Raw genomic sequence first — 20,803 nt, 5'->3', positions numbered from 1 at the left:
GCCTAAAGATAGCATAAAGCTACGTTTCGGGTTTTGTTTTGAAGGGTAACAGTTGTTGGCATTGGCGGCCATATTCAACCATTTGTTGGCGTTCTTGGGCACAAAAGTCGGCGATAACCTGCGCAAAGTCAGCTTGTTTAATATAATGCGCCGAGTAAGTTGTGACCGGTTCGAAGCCCCGTAACAGTTTATGCTCGCCTTGGGTACCGGGGTTAAAACGTTTTAAACCTCGCTCTATTGCAAACTCGATCCCTTGATAAAAGCACAGTTCGAAATGTAAGCAGGGGGATTCTTCAAGGCAACCCCAGTATCGTCCATACAAGTTATCAGCATCAAAAAAGAATAGTGCCGAAGCAACAATTTGCTGATTATTTTCTGCAGTCACGAGCAACATAGAATCGCCCAGTTGTTCGAGCAACTGCTGAAAGAAGCTAAAAGAAAGGTAGCCTTGTTGTCCACGTTTTAAATAAGTACTTTGATAACACTGATAAAAGGCTTCGAGTGCTGTTTGACTAATTTGTTGACCGACTAAACGATTTATATGCTCAACACTACCTTGTGCAGTGCGCCGCTCCTTATTGGTGTTTTTCCGTTTTCGCGACGTAAAAGTCTGTAAAAAATCATCGAAATGATGATACTGGTGATTGAACCACTCAAACTGCACTCCATGACGAATCATTAAGCCAAGCGCTGCCAATTGCTCAGCTAAATCAACATCAATAAAGTTACAGTGCCACGAACTGAGTTGTTGCTCTTGGCAAATACTTATCACCACTTGCACCCAATCTTTAACTGCGGCCTCAGACAATCGCTGACCCAGATGCTTTTCGCTAGTGATTGGCGTAAAGGGAATTGCCGAGACCAACTTTGGGTAATACTGCAAGCCATAACGATGGTAAGCATCGGCCCAGCTCCAATCAAATACATACTCCCCATAACTATGTTGTTTGATATAACTTGGAATAAGTATTTGAGCGTCACACAATTCTATATGACGCGGCAACCAACCGCTGTTATCGCCAACACAACGCTGTTGTTCCAGTGCTTGTAGAAATATAGGTGAATTAAATAACGAACAGCCAGCTTGATAAGCTGTCGGGAATTGTTGATGCACTAAGTAATCCGGAGACATTTGACTAAACGCTAAAACCTTATCTTTCATTTACTTGCCCAGTTTTTCTTCAATCAACTCACACAAGCTAATTTATTGTTCTCGGTTTATTGATACCACTGCTGTGCAGCAAAAGCTAGTCAAGCAAATATCAGCATAACAAGATGGATAGCAAGATGGATAGCAAGATCCTGCGGGTAAGTTTACTTTGAAGGAGAGGTTTGCCCCTATTTACATTGGAAGGTATGGACTCAAGCTTGAGCAAGCCTATGCGCAAGCTGATATTTTCGCTGCACGATGACTCATCGCAGCATCAATATCCAAATCTAGCCTATGAAATCAGAATAACCTAAATATTAGTGTCTAAAATCCGCCCCAAAACCCCAAAAAATTACTTTACCTTAACTCGCATCTTTCCCCATTTACCGCTACCATCGAAAAATAATGAGTCAATTTATGTCTACTCCGTAGCCAAAATGCTTTTAAGTTGAACAAAAATCAAACACCAAAAATAAGTGAACCTTTCAGCTCACACGATTAACCATCAGGGAAGATATGGCTAAATTAACGATTACCTCGCTTATGTTGGTTATCATTTTTAACGTAACAATAGCAAAAGCGAATAATGCGGATCCCCCCCCCAGATTGGTCGCTTATAGAGATACTTACATTCTATTTGCCAAATACAATCCGGATCCGCCCGCCTTAGCAGATTACTCAACCCGTCTGGCCAGCGAACTCTCAACAGATGAACAGGTGATTGACAAATTGGAGTCCGAGTTTCAGATCAGCGGCAAATTAATTCTTAAGAGTACCCTATTCAACAATCGAGATTACCTGAGTATTGCCTATACGCAACAAAGCTTCTGGCAAGTCTATAACAAGCCGGTATCTGCGCCCTTCCGTGATACCAACTACGAACCAGAACTCATCTACACTTGGTTACCAAATGACAAAAGCATCGTCAAGAATCGCTGGCAACTGAAAGCTGTTAGTCTAGGATTTAGTCATCAAGCCAACGGCTCTCAAGACGAATTTTCTCGCTCTTGGGAACGTGTCTATGCACAATTTGATGCCGCATATAACAATTTTCAACTCAGTTTCAAACCTTGGCTACCAGTTGGCCCAGAAACGAATCAAGGCGAAGAGTTTACTGATTATTATGGTTACGGTGAATTATCAATGGCCTATCTATTTGGAGAGCCGACCTGCCCAAATAAAGTCAGAGTCATGGGGCGAAACAACCTAAAATCAAATAACAAAGGCGCATTTGACTTACGTTTATCCTACTGCGTCTCTCAGTCTTTTTCCCTATATGCTAAATACTTTAATGGTTATGGTGAATCTTTACTCGACTACAATTTCCACAATCAATCCTTTGGATTAGGGCTCAGTCTAAACCGTATCCCAGCCAGTGATGACCTCATCCAAAATCACGAAATATGGCAATATGCAGGAATGAGTCTTTTCCGCGATAACTACATTCTTCCTGTCAAATACAATCCCTCGCCCAGTATTCCCGATTTAAAAGGTGGGCTCAGCGGCGAACAGCCCGAGAACATGGAAGTTGAGTTTCAAATTAGCTTTGGGATCATGCTGCCCTTCAAGCTGTTCACCGACAACGACAATATAAACATTGCTTATAGCCAGCAAACTTTCTGGCAGCCCTACAAACGCTCTGGCGATTCAATCAGAGAAACCAACTATGAGCCAGAGATATTCTATCAATGGAATCAACCAGACAACGATTTAAGTCAAACCGCATGGTCGCCAAGCTGGGTAAGGCTAGGTTTGGTGCACGAATCAAACGGACAGGCACAGCTACGTTCACGCTCTTGGAACCGGATCTACACTGAGTTTAATTTCGATTTAGGAGAACCATTAGATATTGGCAAACTCAATCTGGCAATCAAACCTTGGTATCGATTTAAAGAAGAGGCTGAGGATGATGATAACCCGAATATGGAAGACTATTACGGTTATGGCGAGCTAAGCGTAGATTTAGAATTTAGTCAGTATCATCGTTTAAACCTACTCGCCCGTAACAATCTAAAACGAGATAACAAAGGTGCCATCGACGTGCGCTGGTCTTATCCAATCAGCTCTGAGCTGTCGATATACCTAAAGTATTTTAACGGTTATGGAGAATCACTGATTGATTACAATAAACACAACCAAAGTTTGGGTTTAGGTTTTGCCATTAACCACTAAGCAAAGCAATAAAATGGCCGAGTTTATATTCATAAACTCGGCTTTAACACTAAGCTACACCGCTTGCCAGTTGTGCCTTACTAATGTTCAGCAAATCGATATTCGCCTGACGTGCCTTTTCGGCATTACCCGCCATAATCGCATCGTAAACCGCTTTATGCTCTTCGATACAAGTTTTATCCCCTTCTTGAGAGGCATGATCAATAAAACCAACAAACATCGTACGCAATACATTTGCAAAAGGAATATAAAAACTATTTCCGGTTGATAAAAAGACCAAGCGATGGAATTCCATATCTACATCGGTCCATTTTGTCTCCGAGTCTACTCCACTCGCAACATTCGACATTTGCTGAAATACCGCAGATAACTGCATCCGCTGTTCTGCACTTGCATTACGCGCGGCTAAAGCCGCTGCTTCAGGCTCAATAGCACAACGTAGTGTCAAAAATTCATGATAAGCGCTCTCGGTATTACTTAAACCCATCATCCAGTCGAGTAACTGTGCGTCGAGGAAGTTCCAATGTTCCCGATCACGAACACGCGTGCCTATCTTCGGCCTAGATTCCAATAAACCTTTAGAATTGAGCAATTTAATCGCTTCACGCAAAGCCGTTCGGCTAACGCCAAATTGTTCGCAAAGGGCTATTTCTCCAGGAATAATACTTCCTTGAGCCAAAGCGCCGGATAAGATCCCTCTCGCGATTTCTCTAGCTACTTGTAAATGCAGACTTCGTGATGCCCCTTCTATTTGATTGAATTCGTTAGACATGTAACAACCTTTATAAAAATTAATAGTAATAAAGCGACCTGAACTATCACTCACTTTACTGCTATTAACTATTCGGCTTTAGTATGACTAATAGTAACCAATATATCGAGCAACATACATAAAAAATACTTAAACACAGAGATAAGCGACAAATTTATTACCATATTGAGGCCAATAGCCAAATAATAACTCGTTTAGTATGATGATCTCTTGCCGATGAGCAGAGCCTAAGATAATACTTATTATTCAGGACTAAGCTTACAATCCCAAAATCGAGTGGTAATGGCACGAATTGCATAGTGTTGGGCGAATAATAGTGAAACCCATGTACGAGCCTAGTCATTGGCGTCTCCATTCAATGACCATGCAGAGTCATTCATACAAATGTCTCGCTTGAGGGTGTCTCGGAGCAAGTAAAGCAACAGTGAAATATTAGTCTATGGAATTGGAAGACATTTATCGACGCGATCTGAATCTTCTGATCGGATTAAAAATACTTTTAGAAGAAGGCAGCGTAAGCGGTGCGGCTCAAAGGTTAAATTTAAGCCAATCTGCCATGAGTCGAGTATTAACTCGTCTACGTGAGTTACTCAACGATCCCTTGTTTATTCGTCAGGGTCAGGGCTTAGTGCCAACCCAACGAGCCATCGAGCTGAATCAACATTTACAGCATCCCCTAGAAGAGCTAAGGCAAATTTTAAGCCCTAGTGATTTTAATCCCAGTGAATGCCAACAACACTTCACGATCGCCACCACCGACTATGCGATGCAAACGATCCTTCCCTTTGCCTTGCCACGAATTTATCAAGAAGCGCCTAACATCACTCTCGAGTTTGTTCCGCTACAACACGACCAATTAAACAAACAGTTAACCAGTGATGGCTACGACATGGCGATAAGTCGACCAACAAAGCCTGTTGCACCTTTGCTCAGTGAAAGCTTAGGCTTAGTCAGTGTATTTTGCTTACTCTCAAAGCATCATCCTTTAGCCAAGCAAGCACTCAGTTTACAAAATTATCTCCATTACCCACATGCGATGATTGCAATTAGTGACGGCGTAAAACAGTTGATTGACGAAGCCCTGATTGGACACCCTAAACCTAAATTATTATTACGTGCTTATCACCTAGATGCCGCCATCGCCATTGCCGATAAGCAACCCATCATCATTACCGTTCCCGCAGATTTAGCTTATTTGCAAGCAGACAAACATCAGCTACTCATCAAACCTTTACCCTTTAAATTTGAACCCTTCGATTATTCACTAATTTGGCCTTTACGCTGTGAACATGCTGCGCCACAGCAGTGGCTACGAAATCTGATTAAACAAGAGTGCAGCCGGCTGATCAGTAAACGAGTTCAAGACATGGGCTTGGTCTAAAGCGTCAATCAATACGCCGATCTTTGTCGGCGTATTCAATACCAAGGCTCTCAATTATTATAACTTAATCACCACTCGACCAGTCACCTGACCGAGGGTAATGGCTTCTGCATATGCAGCAACTTGCGGCAGTTCAATTTCGGTACATGCTTGCTGGAAATAACTTTGTGGAAGTAATTCAGCTAAACGTTGCCAAGCTTTAATGCGCTTGGCCGTCGGACAACTCACTGAATCAATACCTAATAAGCTCACACTACGCAAAATAAATGGCATCACGGTGGTTGGTAAGTCAAAACCACCCGCCAGACCACAGGCTGCCACCGCACCATTGTAATCAATTTGCGCCAACACTTTTGCCAATACATTGCTACCAACCGTGTCTACCGCACCTGCCCATAATTGCTTTTCTAAGGGACGCGCAGCTTCGGCAAACTCATCTCGATCAATAATCCGAGAGGCACCTAAAGAACGCAATAACTCGCCATTTTGTTCAACACGCCCAGTAACAGCTGCCACGCTATATCCAAGTTGGGCCAATAGACAAACGGCTACCGAGCCCACGCCACCGCTAGCACCCGTCACCAGTATTTCACCAGACTCAGGCGTGACCCCCGCATCAATTAAGGCTTGTACACATAACATCGCGGTGAAACCAGCCGTACCAACCATCATGGCTTGTTTACCATCAAATCCTTTGGGTAAAGGCACCAGCCAATCTGCTTTTAAACTGGCCTTCTCTGCCATTCCCCCCCAATGCCCTTCACCGACGCCCCAACCAGTTAATACCACTTTATCACCTTCGGCGTAACGCGGATCTAAAGAGCTTTCTACGGTACCTGTTAAATCAATTCCAGGGACCATTGGAAAATTACGAACAATTCTGCCTTTGCCGGTAATTGCGAGGCCGTCTTTATAATTCAACGAGGAATAATCAACTTTAACCACCACGTCTCCCTCTGGAAGCGCCGAGTCTTCCAGTTGACAAATGCTAGCGCAGGTTTTCTTATCAGCAAGATCGAGTACGAGTGCCTTAAACATAAATATGCTCCGAATAAATGACTGAAATAACAAAACAAAGGTGAAGTGTAATCCTTGTTGAATAATGTATTAAATGAATTTTTATCATTTAATAGATGTACATAACGCATAACTTAGCCAACATGAGCGAAATTGTTTTGCTTGGGTATACACACTATTTTCAGGGTCTAGCTTATACCTTATCACAGGCTAAGTAACGGATAGCTTCGTCGTCAAACAACCACCGAAATAGAACAGTGAAAAACAAATGGGTTCAAAATTAACTTTACACTCCATATGAACCGGAGTACATTGTGAGCCATTCAACCAAAAGAACCCAACGAACGCTCGAGGAGTAAACATGGAACGCAGTTATATTTATGCGCGCATGTCACCCAAATTTATACAGCAGGCAGCACAAAATCAAACCATTCAAAGCCAGTACCCAGAAGCCGAACTGAAGTTAGAAACAGGGATCCGCGGTAATGTGCCAGCCCTTGAGCGTCCGGTATTAAGCACCCTAATGGCGCAACTCAAAACTGGAGATACGCTGATTGTTTGGTGGATTAACTGCTTAGGTAGTAGTTTTACTGATATTCATAGCACCATAAGCCAACTGCTGACACAAGGGGTCACAATTAAAACCTATGACCAACAACTCAGCATCCATGCCGACAGCAAACAATTATCCTTAATAAATGCTTTATTGACTGGCTTTGCCAATAACCAGCGCTGTCGCAGACTCGCAGCAGCAGCACTGAGCCGTGAAGCATTGCGACAAAATCCAAGCGAATGGAATAAGAAATATCAAGGTCGCAAATGTGACCAAGAAAAGCATCAAAAAATCGCAGCAGCCTTAATTGAGGGGAAAACCTTACAACAGACTGCCGATGAGAGTGGCGCCAGTCTGTCGACGGTGAAGCGCGTAAAAGCCAAAATTGCGGAACAAGGCAACTTAGGCGATATGCGGCTCAAACGTAAATCCAACAAACAGAATCAAAGTGAATAATCATGAAAAGAAAATTACAGTTAAAACAACTCACCGTGGTCAAAAGTGAGACCATATCGCCGAATATGCAGCGGGTCACTCTCAGTGGAGAAGCAATCAAGTCGTTTGCTGAAGATAGCGCAGGTCAATACCTAAAACTATTATTTCATCCGCAAGGTGGCAGTGATCTGAGTTCGTTAAGCGAAGAACAACGCCCTGTGGTACGTACTTACACCGTACAAGCCTTAGATCAAAGCACACAAACCTTGAGCATCGATTTTGTGCGTCATGGCGATGCCCAGCCGAGCCCAGAAAATGGCGGTTATGCCAACCATTGGGCGCAGCACTGCAAAGTAGGTGATAGCATTCAGCTGGCAGGCCCTAACTCAAATGCAGCGATTGACATGAATACCGATAGCGTATTGCTGATCGCCGACATGACTGCTTTGCCCGCAATGCAAGCAAAACTAGCTCAACTGCCGAGCAACACCCAAGGAACAGCCTTCGTATTGCTCAAGCATCAAGCCGATAAGCAGTCAATCCAAACACCAGAAGGCATTCAAATTCACTGGCTGATTGAAGAAGACAACAGGCAAACGCTAGCAGATGTAGTGATCAATCATCCATGGCCTCAAGGCAGTGTTGCTGTTTGGTGTGCTTGCGAATTTACTGACATGCGCAAGATACGGGCGTATATTAGCCAGCTAAAAGTCCCGCGCTCAAATTCTTATTTCAGTAGTTATTGGAAACAAGGGATGACCGAAGATGGTCACAAAGTATTGAAAAAAGAAGACTCAGACGCCTTCTCTCACAACATGAAGTAACGCGATGACAAACCGCTCATTTAACTGGAAACCCGTTCTGTTGGCCAGCTTAGTCGTAAGCATTGGTCAACTCAGCATGGGTTTAGTTTTTCCTTCGCTGCCTTGGATAGCCAAAGATTTTTCGATTAGCGTCGATGAAGCACAACAACTGATAGCCATTTATCTACTAGGCTTTGGTCCATCACAATTTATTTATGGCCCGGTATCAGATGCAATTGGTAGACGTAAGGTGTTGTTATTTGGACTGTTACTTGCCTTGCTTGGTTTAAGTGTAGCGGTGGTCGGTAGCCAACACTTCGAACTACTGGTGCTAGGCCGCTTTATCCAAGGCTTGGGGGCAGGTTGCTGCGCCGTTTTAGGACGAGCCTCGCTAAGAGATAGTTATTCTAAGGATGAGCTTCCTAACGCGCTATCGTGGATTACCGTTGTCGCCTCATTCACGCCAATTGTCGCGCCTGTCATTGGTGGGTTTATCAATCATAATTTAGGCTGGCTTAGCGTGTTTATCTGCTTGCTTTGCTACATTTCGCTAGTTTGGGTTTTGCTGTATTTCTTATTCACAGAGACCCTACAAACCAAGTCTGCTTTGGCTAAGCCACAAAAAATAGTGTGTGACTATGTTGAACTGTTTCGTTCGCGCTACTTTGTCAGTTTTGCGGCAATTAATTGGCTTAACTTCAGTTTGGTGGTGATCTCGGTATCACTGATGCCTTTCATCATGCAAGTCCAGATTGGGATGACTTCGGAAGAATACGCTTTATGGGCCTTAATACCGGCCAGTGGTCTACTCACTGGCAGCCTCATTTGTAATCGAGTTCGGCCAAAAATAGGAACCAAAGCAATGTTGTTCTGCTCACCAGTGGTTCATCTTTGCGCTGCAATCTGGTTGATTATGGCTCCATTAACACCGCTGGCGATGATGAGCGGCCAATTTTTAATGGCTCTTGGCAATGGAATTGCCCTGCCCTGCGCCATGACATTATTACTATTACCTTTTAAAGATAAGGCTGGTACTGTCGCCGCTTTAGCCGGTGGCTGCCAGATGCTGTTTGCCGCCCTGGCGAGTATGCTATTGCTCAAAATGGGCATGCATTACGCCTGGCATTTAGGATTAGTTATCGGACTATTTGCCTTACTAAGCAGCTTTAATATTTATTACGGCTTTAAGGCCTCGCCTCCAAAATCAAAGTCCGAGGCAACGGTATTATCGAGTTCAGTTTAACGAGTGGAATACGAGTTAAACTCTTTTTATTACAGTGCCTTAAGCGATTAAATAGCCGTTCCATAATACATGCAGATCCGCTCACCATCGATTTCCCGGATCTTAAAGGGAATCTCATAAATTTGAGAGAGCACTTGTTCATCGATGACTTCCGCCACCGGTCCACTTTTAATCACCTCGCCCTTTTTCATTGCGACGATGTTATCGGCATAACAAGAGGCGAAGTTAATATCGTGGATCACAATCACCACCGCCTTATTCATCTGATGAGCCAAGCGACGCAGGGTACTCATGATCTCGACCGAATGTTTAATATCCAGATTATTTAGGGGTTCATCTAAAAAAATGTAATCGGTATCTTGTGCCACCACCATAGCAATAAAAGCCATTTGTCGCTGACCGCCACTAAGCTGATCTAAATAACTCTGTTGAATATGCTCGATATCTAAATGTTCTAAAGCTTGATCAATAATTTGCTGATCTTGCTGGTTTAACCGCCCCTTCGAGTGAGGAAAACGGCCAAAAGCCACTAACTCTCGCACGGTAAAACGCATATGAATATTGTTGGCTTGCCTTAAGACTGCTAAACGCTTTGCCAGCGCTTCACTATCCCACTGCGCCAGTTCTTTACCAGCAATGAGCACCTCCCCTGCATCACAGTCCGTTAAGCGACTAGCCATCGACAACAAAGTACTTTTACCCGCGCCATTGGGGCCGATGATTGCACTCACTTCCCCCAAGGGAAATAGTGCACTGGCGTTGTTTACCACATAGTGATTACTGTAGATTTTTGACAAGCTGGTTAGTTTTATCATAGGACTAGTCTTGAGAGCCGTTAGTTAAATTTGTTACGCATCAGCAACAGCAAAAAGTAGCTGCCACCGATAAAATTAATGATCACACTGAGGGTGGTTTCAAAACTCAGGAGGTTTTCCACCAACCACTGTCCACCAACCAACAATACGGTTGCTAACAACGAGCAGGCGATCAGCAGGAAACGATGGTTGAAAGTCGTAAATAATTGATGTGTCAAACTCACCACAATCAATCCAAAAAACAAGATCGGTCCCACCAGTGCGGTAGAGATTGAAACTAATATTGTGACCACAAACATCACTTTCATGGTAAGCCGTTGTGTATCAATCCCTAAGCTTTTGGCGTTATCTGCGCCCAAGAGCAATACATCCAATTGACCAGACAGTCGATACAAGTAGCTAAGCGCCAAAAGTAAGGGAGCGATACACCAATAGACCAACTCACCGTTCACATTATTAAAGCTGGCGAACATCGACCCCTGAATGAGCGAAAATTCACTCGGATCAACCACCAGCGTAAAAAAGTTAGTCATACTGCTAAATAAGCTGCTACACACAATGCCAATTAGCAATAAAGTAAACACATCGTTGCTTTTACGCCGAAAATAAAGTGTAAACAGGCCCATGGCTAAAACCACCATGCTCAAGGTCGCAATTAAAAAGTTAAGTTTGCTATTCAGCATCAAGCTGCTGGCACTGCCAAATAGCAGTAAAATCAGCACTTGTATCAGCACGTAAAGGGAGTCAAAGCCTAGGATAGAAGGCGTTAAAATTCTATTATGAGTAATGGTTTGAAAAGCCAACGAAGAGGCTCCAATCGCGGCTGCAGCCAGCATCATTGCCAGTACTTTAGGGATCCGCCGTGACAAAAAGAATTGATAATTATCGAGGGTTAATCCCTTTGACAAAAAATATGTAATAATAATCGCGGCCGCTATCGCCAGTAATGTCACCTTCATCGAATTAGCCATTGGACTTATCCTTTAACACTAATCCAATAAAAGTTATCCCACCCAAAATGCTAATAATCATTGAAATAGGAACTTCATAGGGAAACAATATGACTCGGCCAAGTACATCACAAATTAGAACTAAAACCACTCCCCAAAAAGCCGTCCAAGGTAAATTTCGCTTCATATTATCGCCCATGAATAGCGAGACCAAATTGGGAACAATTAGACCTAAAAATGGAATAACACCAACAATCATCACCACCGACGATGCCAACAATGCAACAATCATGACGCCTATCAAGATGATTTTCTGGTAATCCAAACCTATATTTTTAGCGAAGCTTTCACCAATGCTAGCGGCACTAAATTGACTTGCGTAATAGTAGGCGACTAGTGATACAGGTAAAGCTAAGTAGAGAATTTCGTAATTCCCCTGTAGCACCGAAGCGAAGTTTGCAACGGTCCATGAAGACAAGGTTTGCATTAAATCGTATTTATAAGCGATGAAGGTGCTTAACGAAGAAATAACATTGCCATACATAATCCCAATGAGCGGAACCAGCACCGTATTCTTGAACTTTAAGCGCTGCAGGAAACGTACAAAGATTAAAGTGCCCAGCAGCGAGAATAATAGGATCACCCCAAGCTGAACTAAACTGTTCGCATCACTAAACAGCATAATGCTCAACACATAACCCAACATCGCGCAATCGATGGTTCCGGTGGTCGATGGTGCAGCAAAACGATTTTGTACGATTTGCTGCATGATTAAACCAGCGATGCTTAAACCAGCGCCCGCCAAACAAACGGCCAATAGTCTTGGGATGCGGCTTGTTATAAAGATAAGCCAAGCTTGGTGATCACCTTGCAATAAGGCTTGCGGGCTAATGCTCGCCACCCCGACAAATAGCGAACAGCTTGCTAAGCTAAACAAAGCAAGCAGTGCGCACAATACGCGATTTATTTTCATAGTAAAAATTGCCCAGACAGGGGACTACCTTAAATTAATTGAATGCCTTATGAACATCATCCAACATGATTTGAGTAGCCCTTGGCCCTCCGGCGCTTAAATACCAAGCTGCGGGATCAACAAACACAATCCGCTGATGTTTGGCGGCAGGCGTACTCGCCACCAACGGATTATTAAATAGTGATTTAGCACGTCCAGAGCTGCGTCCTATTGCTTGTTCGCGGTCTAGTACCAATAAAACATCGGGCGCTGCATCGGCAATATATTCGAAAGAAATGAGATTTCCGTGAGGACCCACTGTCGATTCAACATTTTTAGCTAACGAAGACAAAAAACCCAATTCTTGATATACCAAAGAAAAACGACTGTTATCTCCGAAACTGGCTAAATTGTTTCCATTATTCATCACCGTGAGCGCTGTTAATTGTTGTTGCTCACTCAAGTGATGTTGCGCGGTGAATTGTTGAGAGAAACCTTGAATTAAAGTTTCTGCTTCAGCTGACTTACCGAACAACTTGGCTAAATTACGCCAGTTAGTTTGGGTGTCTCGCCAATAGTGGCCGGGCTCCACATAAAACATATAGGTGGGTGCAATCGCTGAGAGCTCTTGATAAACCTTCATCATTCGCGCTTCTGCAATAATCAGGTCTGGCTTAAGCGAATATATCGCTTCAAAATCTGCCTCGGTGTTACTTCCTGCGCTACCATATTGCTCGGTTTGATATTGCTTTAGGTAATCGGGTAACAAGCTTTTAACAACACCCACGGGCTTAATTCCTAGCGCATCCACCAAATCTAAGCTGGCATGCCCCAAAACCACCACTCTTTTAGGTGAACTCTCAAGGCTTAGTTCCCCCATGTGGTGACGTACCGTGAGACTTTCTGCCAATACTGCGCCAGACACCAAACATAGCGCAGTAACCAGCACTGCTTTACCCCAAACTAACAACCGATTTTTGACAGACATGTTCAACTCAAACTCTCTATAAGATCAAAAAATATGCAACGTGATTACACGTTCAAAATAAAGCATCCAAATAGTTAAACTAAAAAATAATCGCAAAGCCACGCGCTAGATCAACTTAAAGTTAAATTTAAATGCAAATCATTCTTGTTGGCATCAACAGTAACAAATAGACTTCATCCGTCAACTGAATATTGTTAATAGTAGCTATCCATCTTATGAATTTACGAAGTATCGATCTCAACCTACTGCTGATATTGCAGCAACTGTTAAATCAAAAGCATGTCTCCAAAACCGCTCGGTCTCTCAACATCAGTCAACCCTCGGTGAGTCGCGCACTACAAAAGCTCAGAGTCATTTTTAAAGATGAGCTACTGGTCAGAACCAATCAAGGTTACGATTTAACTAATCGTGCTAAAGTTTTACTCAAGGATTTAGAGCGTCTGATTGCGGAGATGGAAACCCTGTTTGACGGCCAACAATTTGAGCCAGCCAACAGTAGAAAAACCATCAAAATGTTCGGTCTACTGCCAGATATCAACTATCTACTACCGCCCTTTTTTAAACTGCTGCGTCAACAAGCCCCCAATATGACGCTAGACGTTGACACTATCCCGCAAGATCATTTTAGTCCCCTGGAAAATGGTGGCACCCACTTTGTACTCTCTGCATTTACACCTAGTTCTAGCCAACAAGAGCTCTATCGCATGCCCATCGCTCAATTGGAATTTAAATTGGTGATGAATCAGGATCACCCCTTAGCCAAGCAAGTGATCAACTTGGACAACCTACTTGAGTGCAATTTTGGGGCAATTTCCATTCAAGGTGATAAACGCTTTACCTTAGAACAACAACTCCGAAATAACGGCTTACTAACAAAGCAGCAACAGCTTCGAGTTCCGCTGACACTGACCAACTTTAACGCAGCCGCCTGCCTAGCCGAGGTGAGTGATATTATTTTCCAGCTGCCTGCCCACTTTGCCGACAGCATTTGCCAAGGGCGAAATTTGGTGGCCCGCTCAAACCTAAAAGCACTAAAAATCAATAACCCAATCATCTATTTGTACTGGCATAAGCGCCATCATAACGACGCAATGTGTTGTTGGGTAAGGGAACAGTTTAAAGCACTTTACAATAACAAAGCTGACAAGCCGCTCAACTAAACGTTTTGCTTAGTCTTATCAGAGCCAGTATGCAATAGATGAATAGTTACCATACAAATTTACAATGGCACTCGCGTTGACTTCATCGGGAAATTCACCGACTTTAGCGCAAATTATTCTCATTAGCATTATGGATATACCAATGACATTGTCAGGAAACGCTCGCTTACGCACTGCTCCGACTTACTTCGTCGCTGCACTTACAACACTTAGTAGCCCCAGCATATTGGCCAACGAGGGCGAGCAAACCACTGAGAAATTTGAACAGATAGTTATCACGGCATCGCGTACCCAAGCGAGCGTGGCAAAAGCCCCTGCCTCTATTTCAGTGATTAGCGCCGAACAAATTCAAAGTAAACCCAACATCAACTTGGCAGATATAGTTAAAGAAGCGGTGGGCGTAGAATCCATCAAAGAAAGTGGCCGAGCTGGGCGTGAGCAAGTCAGTATTCGTGGTATGGATGCTAAATATACATTAGTACTAGTGAATGGTCGACGAATGAGCTCTAGCAGTGCGATTGTGCGAGGAAATGACTTCGACCTTTCCACAATTCCGGTCGACAGCATCGAACGCATCGAAATTATTCGCGGGCCAATGTCGGCGCTCTATGGCTCGGATGGGATGGGCGGTACCATTAATATCATCACCAAAACACCACAAAATGCTTGGCAATCTACCCTCAACGGCAATTTATCAAGCCCAGCCGATGGCAACGGTGGCGAGCAATACTTACTTGGCTTAAATACTGGCGGCGCATTAATCAACGACAAGCTATATGCTCGCTTTGCGCTCAACGAAAGCTATCGAAATTCTTGGAACCCCTACACAGGCACTGGCAATACCAGCAACGGCTCCTACGACCGAGCCGATGTAACCGCTATCGAGAAACGCGATACTCTAAGTATGCAAGGAGCGCTGTCTTGGTATCTTAACGATCAGCAAATTATCGATTTGGATCTCAGCTATAGCGATGACTTTCGAGACTCCCTAATCGAAGGGAATAAAGGCGGCCAACCGTCGATTACCGCCAGTGAACAGAAAGTAATACGCCATAGTCAAGCACTGACTCACAGCGGTTTTTGGCGCTGGGGAGATAGCCAAACGCGCTATTCTCACGAACAAGTCAAAGTTGAAGGCCAAGCCACTAGCGAAGACGCGCTAGAAACCAATCATATTTTCGAATCTTCAGCCACCACTTATCTGGCTACCCACAGCTTAACCTTTGGTGGTGATGCCCGTTATAGTTCCCTTGACGACCCCAATAACTTACCGAATAGCAAACAAACTAGTGTTCAGCAGCAAGCGCTATTTGTGCAAGATGAATGGGCCTTTGCGAGAGACTGGACCGCCACGCTAGGTGCTCGTGTCGACCATCACCAAGACTTTGGGACCGAGCTAAGCCCTCGCGCCTATTTGGTTAACCAAGTTAATCCAAATCTAGTGATTAAAGGCGGTGTGGGCAAAGCCTTTAAGGCACCAACCATGGTACAGCTGAATCCAGATTTTACGCTCTCTAGCTGTGGCGGCCATTGTTATGTGGTTGGTACCCCAGATCTCCAGCCAGAAACCAGTGTCAACTACGAACTCTCGGCTTTATATCATCAGCACTCGTGGTCACTCGCCGCCACAATATTTAGAAATGAAGTCGATAACCTGATCCAACGTAGTGGTACTCAAATCGATGATGGCCAATACGATAGACCCTATGAATACTATGAAAATGTAGAGCAAGCCCTATTTCAAGGCTTAGAACTCGAAAGCAGTGTTGAGCTTTCAGCACAGTTGAGTATTAAAGCAAACTATAGCTTTACCGATGCTCGCGATGCGACTACCAATCAACAGCTCACCAATCGCTATAAGCATTCTTCACTGTTGCAACTCAACTGGAAGCCAAGCGAGCACTTATCAGCATTCACCAGTGCCAACTATCGCGGTCGAAAAATAATCGAACAAAATGACAATGGGGAAGAACTAATCCAAGCACCTTATACCCTCATCAACATCGGCTTAAATTATCAGCTAAACGACAGCTTTAAGTTTCGCGCAGGGATCGACAACCTAAGTAACCAAAAGCTAAGCGACGATATTATTGCCTTAGGTCATGTGGAATCGCCACGCACTTATTATGTTGGTATGTCTGCTAATTTCTAGGAGAAAGTTTAATAAGCGGCTTCGCCCTACTTAAAAGAGGCGAAGCGCCTATTGAATGTCATCAATCAAGGTCATCACCGCGGATGAATTACCATAGCGTTTACCAGCATGTTAGTCTTCGCCACACAAAAAAGTCCAACGAACGCAGCGGGAAACGCAATGACAATTTTAGATATTGACTAACATTTCGCTAGTTAAGATGGATGTCTTGTTATCTTCTATCTTCAATGAGATATCTATTTTTATTTAGCTTTCAATTTACGAAAGGTAAAAATAAAAATCAAAAGCAACATAAATAATATAATTGTAGGTGGTTCAGGAACGCTTGTTGTTCCTGAATGCCCAACAATTAAATCATCAATATATATTGTTCCATTAGTAGGTGCAGCTGGTTTAATTTCCACTCTTGATATTCCAACATTTGAAATAAATCCTCCAAAGTTAACGACACCACTTCTTAAATATATAGACTCCAATAATAAATCATTAGAGTCATAAATAGATAATTGCTCTGCATCGGCTAAACTGGTATTTGAAAGGCCAATAGAAAAAACAAGGCTATCGAAATTAATCTGTATTGGATTAACAAAATCTTTGTTTAGCAATACATTAGCTCCAGACTTAGACGTTCCTCCACAGCAACCTGGATATACTATTGCATTAGCAAATGTAATTCCTTCGACTTCAGTGCTTATTAAGGTGTTCACTTGAAAATCGTCAAAATTGTAAAGATCGTAATCAACTAGCTGTGATGTAAAATGAGATTCACTAGTAAAAGTTTCAATAATAGTTGCGTTTGCGGATGATACTGACATAAGAATCAAAAGTAAGATAGGCATGCATAGTATATTTTTTAACATTGATATTTTCATATTTTCCTTTAATGATTGGTTAAGTTGCAGTTTTAAGTAAACTATAAAGTAATAAGCCAAACGGTGCTCATCACCGTAGCTAGCGAATCCCCTCATAATCCCTAGGAAATTCATATAAGTAGACGCGCCCCCCGTTGTTTGATCTCATTAATTTCGCCAAAAACCTTTTCTATCAAACCCTACACGGAGGCAGTCGGGATGCGCGAAATTCAAATTCTACACCAAATGCTTATTGAGCTACGTCATAATATTTACAAAAAATGCCTTAACTCTCCGAGAGTTGTTACTATTAGATTAGCGTCAAAGTAGACACCCATCCCAACTAACCAAATGGCGAAAAACGTCATAGTAGACACCCACCCCAACTAACGAAATGCTTATTACAGTCTAAACTGTCAATAGTAGCGTCAAAGTAGACACCCATCCCAACTAACCAAATGGCGAAAAACGTCAAAGAAGACACCCACCCCAACTAACGAAACGCCTTTATTATAGTCTAAACTATCAATAGTGATTTATTTGGGGAGTTATTATTATGCCTCGGTCAAGACGCTCGCAGGTGAGCTTATCGGATACACTCTACTATCATTGTGTTTCCCGTTGTGTTCGACGGGCGTTTCTGTGTGGCGAAGACAAGGTAAGTGGTAAAAGCTATGAGCACCGCCGCCAGTGGGTCGAGGATTATCTACTCAAATTGGCGTCGGTGTTCGCCATTGATGTTTGTGCTTATGCTGTCATGAGTAATCATACCCACCTCGTGCTACATGTTAATCCGCAACAAGCAGAAGCCTGGTCAATGGATGAAGTCTTAGAACGCTGGCATAGCTTGCATCAGGGCACCTTACTGACTCAGATGTATCTCAACCTTGAGTTACGTCCGCAGTTGAGTGAGGTGCAACTACAAGCCATTCGCGCCACCGCCGAAGTGTATCGGACTCGCCTGTATGACTTAAGCTGGTTTATGCGCCATTTAAACGAACACATTGCGCGAGCCGTCAATCAAGAAGACCAATGTACCGGTCGATTTTGGGAAGGACGCTTTAAATCCCAAGCGCTTTTGGATGAAGCCGCCCTCATGGCGTGTATGGCTTACGTAGACTTAAACCCCATCAGAGCCAAGATGGCAAGTACACCAGAGGGCTCTGCTCATACCAGCGTACAACGACGAGCAAAAGCCGCTCAGCTAAAACAAGCCCAGGCAACAAACCTGTTTCCCTTTGTGGGTAACCCAAGAGAGCCGATGCCCCAAGGCTTACCCTTTGAGCTGAAAGACTATCTTGAGTTGGTTGATATGACCGGACGCATGGTAAGAGAGGATAAACGGGGTGACATCGACAGTGGCGAAAGTTCCATCATCCAACGCTTAGGGATAAATGAAGCGCAGTGGCTGATTTTAAGCGGTGAGTTTGAACGGCACTTTTCTGGGGCAGTCGGTCAAGAAAGCTTGCTCAGGGAATACCATCAGCATATGGGACATAAACGAACGGCCGGTTTAAGTTGCTGCAAACGTTTGCTAAACCGCGCTTAAGCGCGAGCTTACTTTCGAACCACCCTCAATCATCAGTCTTGTATGGGGGGATACCTTGCCTTGCTGAGACGCACATTGGCCCAGAAATTATCAAACCGAGTCACCTACGGTGAATTTAGCCGTTAATCGGCATGACAATCGCCTCAGAACTAAATGATTGTAGTGGTGTTCACTTCACCAACGCTGTTACTGTCCCTGTAGTTTTTATCATGGATGTCCATGCTCTTCACGAAATGAGCCATTTTGGCAAGCTTACCCGTTAATCGGCATGACAATAGCCTGAGGACTAAATAATTGCAGTGGTGTTCACTTCACTAACGCTGTTACTGTCCCTGTAGTTTTTATCATGGATGTCCATGCTCTTCACTTAAGCTGGTTTATGCGCCATTTAAACGAACACATTGCGCGAGCCGCCAATCAAGAAGACCAATGTACCGGTCGATTTTGGGAAGGACGCTTTAAATCCCAAGCGCTTTTGGATGAAGCCGCCCTCATGGCGTGTATGGCTTACGTAGACTTAAACCCCATCAGAGCCAAGATGGCAAGTACACCAGAGGACTCGGCCCATACCAGCGTACAGCGACGAGCAAAAGCCGCTCAGCTAAAACAAGCCCAGGCAACAAACCTGTTTCCCTTTGTGGGTAACCCAAGAGAGCCGATGCCCCAAGGCTTACCCTTTGAGCTGAAAGACTATCTTGAGTTGGTTGATATGACCGGACGCATGGTAAGAGAGGATAAACGGGGTGACATCGACAGTGGCGAAAGTTCCATCATCCAACGCTTAGGGATAAATGAAGCGCAGTGGCTGATTTTAAGCGGTGAGTTTGAACGGCACTTTTCTGGGGCAGTCGGTCAAGAAAGCTTGCTCAGGGAATACCATCAGCATATGGGACATAAACGAACGGCCGGTTTAAGTTGCAGCAAACGTTTGCTAAACCGCGCTTAAGCGCGAGCTTACTTTCGAACTATGTCTTAATCATCAGTATTGTATCGGTGGTGATACCTTGCTGAGGCGCACATTGGCCCAGAAATCACCAAACTGAGTCACCTACTGTGAATTTAGCCGTTAATCGGCATGACAATCGCCTCAGAACTAAATGATTGTAGTGGTGTTCACTTCACTAACGTTGTTACTGTATTTATGGTTTTTAATATGGATGTCCACTTTAACATGGATGTCCACTTTAACACCACAAAGTGAAGTTGAAGAAAGCGGGATGGAGCGACGATTATCGGGCACGAGTCTTCTTTGGGTTATAAATCCATCAAAGTATGCTCCCGCCCTGGTGATACAGGGGGTCGCTAGAAGTGGACGTTATGTGTTAGTTTATCCTCCTAACCATCACGGAGTAATATATGACTGATGTTATTATCAGAACTGCAAATTTAAATGATATGAATACGCTGCTTGAATTTGAGCAATATATAATTTCTGTAGAGCGCTCATTTGATAAACATTTAAAAGATGAACCTATTTCATATTATGATTTAAAAGAATTAATTTTGTCTGAAAATGCTAAAGTTATTGTAGCTGAAATGGATAATAATATTGTAGGTTCAGGATACGCGGATATTAAAGAGTCAAAGCCATATATGGAACATGAATATCATTCTTATCTTGGTTTTATGTATGTAGCCCCTGCTTATCGAGGCAAAGGTATCAATAAGTTGATTCTTAACTCCCTTAAGCGCTGGAGTAAAACTAAAAATGTTCATCATTTATATCTAGATGTATATGCTGACAATCAAGCTGCAATTCGAGCTTACGAAAAAGCAGGTTTTGAAAGTAGCCTACTTGAAATGAGAATCGCCCTTGATTAGAAAATCCATACAAATTAGAATAGGTGTCACGCAGCCAAC

General features: G+C 43.4%; 17 protein-coding genes and 1 pseudogene. 10 read left to right on the top strand and 8 right to left on the bottom strand.

What is annotated here, in order from left to right:
* Positions 1-19: 19 nt before the first annotated feature.
* Positions 20-1,162, bottom strand: coding sequence for a GNAT family N-acetyltransferase (locus ACRRS0_RS09880; RefSeq protein WP_432453374.1), 1,143 nt, complete (start codon positions 1,160-1,162; stop codon positions 20-22).
* A 504-nt stretch (positions 1,163-1,666) separates the two neighbouring features.
* Between ACRRS0_RS09880 and ACRRS0_RS09875 the strand changes: the two genes are divergently transcribed.
* Positions 1,667-3,322 carry a phospholipase A gene (locus ACRRS0_RS09875; protein ID WP_432453375.1) on the top strand — a complete coding sequence of 552 codons (1,656 nt, stop codon included), beginning with the start codon at positions 1,667-1,669 and terminating at the stop codon, positions 3,320-3,322.
* 49 nt (positions 3,323-3,371) lie between these two features.
* Here ACRRS0_RS09875 and ACRRS0_RS09870 read toward each other — a convergent pair whose 3' ends face one another.
* Positions 3,372-4,094 carry a FadR/GntR family transcriptional regulator gene (locus ACRRS0_RS09870; RefSeq protein ID WP_432453376.1) on the bottom strand — a complete coding sequence of 241 codons (723 nt, stop codon included), beginning with the start codon at positions 4,092-4,094 and terminating at the stop codon, positions 3,372-3,374.
* A gap of 439 nt (positions 4,095-4,533) precedes the next feature.
* Between ACRRS0_RS09870 and ACRRS0_RS09865 the strand changes: the two genes are divergently transcribed.
* Positions 4,534-5,475: a LysR family transcriptional regulator gene (locus ACRRS0_RS09865; protein ID WP_432453377.1), complete on the top strand. Its 942-nt coding sequence runs from the start codon at positions 4,534-4,536 to the stop codon at positions 5,473-5,475.
* A 57-nt stretch (positions 5,476-5,532) separates the two neighbouring features.
* Here the strand turns inward: ACRRS0_RS09865 and acuI are convergent, their stop codons facing one another.
* Complete coding sequence (gene acuI / locus ACRRS0_RS09860) at positions 5,533-6,513, bottom strand: acrylyl-CoA reductase (NADPH) (RefSeq protein ID WP_432453378.1); 981 nt, start codon at positions 6,511-6,513, stop codon at positions 5,533-5,535.
* Between the two features lie 340 nt (positions 6,514-6,853).
* On the opposite strand from acuI, the gene ACRRS0_RS09855 reads away from it, so the two are divergent.
* From ACRRS0_RS09855 to ACRRS0_RS09845, 3 genes are read left to right on the top strand one after another with little or no spacing between them, the layout of a single operon-like run.
* The gene (locus ACRRS0_RS09855; protein ID WP_432453379.1) at positions 6,854-7,501 is read left to right on the top strand and encodes a recombinase family protein; all 648 of its coding nucleotides are present in this window, start codon (positions 6,854-6,856) and stop codon (positions 7,499-7,501) included.
* Positions 7,502-7,503: 2 nt separating this feature from the next.
* Positions 7,504-8,304: a siderophore-interacting protein gene (locus ACRRS0_RS09850; RefSeq protein ID WP_432453380.1), complete on the top strand. Its 801-nt coding sequence runs from the start codon at positions 7,504-7,506 to the stop codon at positions 8,302-8,304.
* 4 nt (positions 8,305-8,308) lie between these two features.
* Entirely contained in the window at positions 8,309-9,526 is a 1,218-nt protein-coding gene (locus ACRRS0_RS09845) for a multidrug effflux MFS transporter (protein WP_432453381.1), read from the top strand.
* A gap of 47 nt (positions 9,527-9,573) precedes the next feature.
* Here the strand turns inward: ACRRS0_RS09845 and ACRRS0_RS09840 are convergent, their stop codons facing one another.
* Genes ACRRS0_RS09840 through ACRRS0_RS09825 form a run of 4 tightly spaced genes read right to left on the bottom strand, consistent with a single transcriptional unit; the run spans position 9,574 to position 13,231 of the window.
* A complete protein-coding gene (locus ACRRS0_RS09840; RefSeq protein ID WP_432453382.1) occupies positions 9,574-10,341 on the bottom strand; it encodes an iron ABC transporter ATP-binding protein in 768 nt (255 codons plus the stop codon).
* Between the two features lie 20 nt (positions 10,342-10,361).
* Complete coding sequence (locus ACRRS0_RS09835) at positions 10,362-11,312, bottom strand: iron chelate uptake ABC transporter family permease subunit (protein ID WP_432453383.1); 951 nt, start codon at positions 11,310-11,312, stop codon at positions 10,362-10,364.
* On the bottom strand, positions 11,305-12,264 hold the full coding sequence (locus tag ACRRS0_RS09830; RefSeq protein ID WP_432453384.1) for an ABC transporter permease: 960 nt from the start codon (positions 12,262-12,264) through the stop codon (positions 11,305-11,307). Before ACRRS0_RS09830 ends, ACRRS0_RS09835 begins: the two co-directional genes overlap by 8 nt.
* Before the next feature lie 34 nt (positions 12,265-12,298).
* Positions 12,299-13,231 carry a siderophore ABC transporter substrate-binding protein gene (locus tag ACRRS0_RS09825; protein WP_432453385.1) on the bottom strand — a complete coding sequence of 311 codons (933 nt, stop codon included), beginning with the start codon at positions 13,229-13,231 and terminating at the stop codon, positions 12,299-12,301.
* A gap of 215 nt (positions 13,232-13,446) precedes the next feature.
* Between ACRRS0_RS09825 and ACRRS0_RS09820 the strand changes: the two genes are divergently transcribed.
* Together ACRRS0_RS09820 and ACRRS0_RS09815 are read left to right on the top strand one after the other, a co-directional pair.
* Positions 13,447-14,391 (top strand): LysR substrate-binding domain-containing protein, encoded by a 945-nt coding sequence (locus ACRRS0_RS09820; protein ID WP_432453386.1) that lies wholly within the window; start codon positions 13,447-13,449, stop codon positions 14,389-14,391.
* A gap of 142 nt (positions 14,392-14,533) precedes the next feature.
* The gene (locus ACRRS0_RS09815; RefSeq protein WP_432453387.1) at positions 14,534-16,543 is read left to right on the top strand and encodes a TonB-dependent receptor domain-containing protein; all 2,010 of its coding nucleotides are present in this window, start codon (positions 14,534-14,536) and stop codon (positions 16,541-16,543) included.
* A gap of 242 nt (positions 16,544-16,785) precedes the next feature.
* Here the strand turns inward: ACRRS0_RS09815 and ACRRS0_RS09810 are convergent, their stop codons facing one another.
* Positions 16,786-17,415, bottom strand: coding sequence for a PEP-CTERM sorting domain-containing protein (locus tag ACRRS0_RS09810; RefSeq protein WP_432453388.1), 630 nt, complete (start codon positions 17,413-17,415; stop codon positions 16,786-16,788).
* A 535-nt stretch (positions 17,416-17,950) separates the two neighbouring features.
* Between ACRRS0_RS09810 and ACRRS0_RS09805 the strand changes: the two genes are divergently transcribed.
* The 3 genes and pseudogenes from ACRRS0_RS09805 to ACRRS0_RS09795 all read left to right on the top strand — a co-directional run bounded on the left by ACRRS0_RS09805 (position 17,951) and on the right by ACRRS0_RS09795 (position 20,764).
* Positions 17,951-18,943, top strand: coding sequence for a transposase (locus tag ACRRS0_RS09805; protein WP_432453389.1), 993 nt, complete (start codon positions 17,951-17,953; stop codon positions 18,941-18,943).
* Between the two features lie 367 nt (positions 18,944-19,310).
* A pseudogene (locus ACRRS0_RS09800) lies at positions 19,311-19,889 on the top strand (transposase); the annotation flags it as partial.
* 410 nt (positions 19,890-20,299) lie between these two features.
* Positions 20,300-20,764, top strand: a complete 465-nt coding sequence (locus ACRRS0_RS09795) for a GNAT family N-acetyltransferase (RefSeq protein ID WP_432453390.1) — start codon at positions 20,300-20,302, stop codon at positions 20,762-20,764.
* The last annotated feature ends 39 nt before the right edge of the window (positions 20,765-20,803 follow it).

This window comes from Agarivorans sp. QJM3NY_29, assembly GCF_050870835.2.
Classification (GTDB): Bacteria; Pseudomonadota; Gammaproteobacteria; order Enterobacterales; family Celerinatantimonadaceae; genus Agarivorans.
The sequence above is the reverse complement of the archived record's forward strand: the minus strand, read 5'-3'. Positions and strand labels throughout refer to the sequence as shown.

Excerpts from the sequence above, each read along its gene's own strand:
- ACRRS0_RS09880 (WP_432453374.1), bottom strand. The coding sequence starts at position 1,162 with ATGAAAGATAAGGTTTTAGCGTTTAGTCAAATGTCTCCGGATTACTTA.
- ACRRS0_RS09875 (WP_432453375.1), top strand. The coding sequence starts at position 1,667 with ATGGCTAAATTAACGATTACCTCGCTTATGTTGGTTATCATTTTTAAC.
- ACRRS0_RS09870 (WP_432453376.1), bottom strand. The coding sequence starts at position 4,094 with ATGTCTAACGAATTCAATCAAATAGAAGGGGCATCACGAAGTCTGCAT.
- ACRRS0_RS09865 (WP_432453377.1), top strand. The coding sequence starts at position 4,534 with ATGGAATTGGAAGACATTTATCGACGCGATCTGAATCTTCTGATCGGA.
- acuI (WP_432453378.1), bottom strand. The coding sequence starts at position 6,513 with ATGTTTAAGGCACTCGTACTCGATCTTGCTGATAAGAAAACCTGCGCT.
- ACRRS0_RS09855 (WP_432453379.1), top strand. The coding sequence starts at position 6,854 with ATGGAACGCAGTTATATTTATGCGCGCATGTCACCCAAATTTATACAG.
- ACRRS0_RS09850 (WP_432453380.1), top strand. The coding sequence starts at position 7,504 with ATGAAAAGAAAATTACAGTTAAAACAACTCACCGTGGTCAAAAGTGAG.
- ACRRS0_RS09845 (WP_432453381.1), top strand. The coding sequence starts at position 8,309 with ATGACAAACCGCTCATTTAACTGGAAACCCGTTCTGTTGGCCAGCTTA.
- ACRRS0_RS09840 (WP_432453382.1), bottom strand. The coding sequence starts at position 10,341 with ATGATAAAACTAACCAGCTTGTCAAAAATCTACAGTAATCACTATGTG.
- ACRRS0_RS09835 (WP_432453383.1), bottom strand. The coding sequence starts at position 11,312 with ATGGCTAATTCGATGAAGGTGACATTACTGGCGATAGCGGCCGCGATT.
- ACRRS0_RS09830 (WP_432453384.1), bottom strand. The coding sequence starts at position 12,264 with ATGAAAATAAATCGCGTATTGTGCGCACTGCTTGCTTTGTTTAGCTTA.
- ACRRS0_RS09825 (WP_432453385.1), bottom strand. The coding sequence starts at position 13,231 with ATGTCTGTCAAAAATCGGTTGTTAGTTTGGGGTAAAGCAGTGCTGGTT.
- ACRRS0_RS09820 (WP_432453386.1), top strand. The coding sequence starts at position 13,447 with ATGAATTTACGAAGTATCGATCTCAACCTACTGCTGATATTGCAGCAA.
- ACRRS0_RS09815 (WP_432453387.1), top strand. The coding sequence starts at position 14,534 with ATGACATTGTCAGGAAACGCTCGCTTACGCACTGCTCCGACTTACTTC.
- ACRRS0_RS09810 (WP_432453388.1), bottom strand. The coding sequence starts at position 17,415 with ATGAAAATATCAATGTTAAAAAATATACTATGCATGCCTATCTTACTT.
- ACRRS0_RS09805 (WP_432453389.1), top strand. The coding sequence starts at position 17,951 with ATGCCTCGGTCAAGACGCTCGCAGGTGAGCTTATCGGATACACTCTAC.
- ACRRS0_RS09795 (WP_432453390.1), top strand. The coding sequence starts at position 20,300 with ATGACTGATGTTATTATCAGAACTGCAAATTTAAATGATATGAATACG.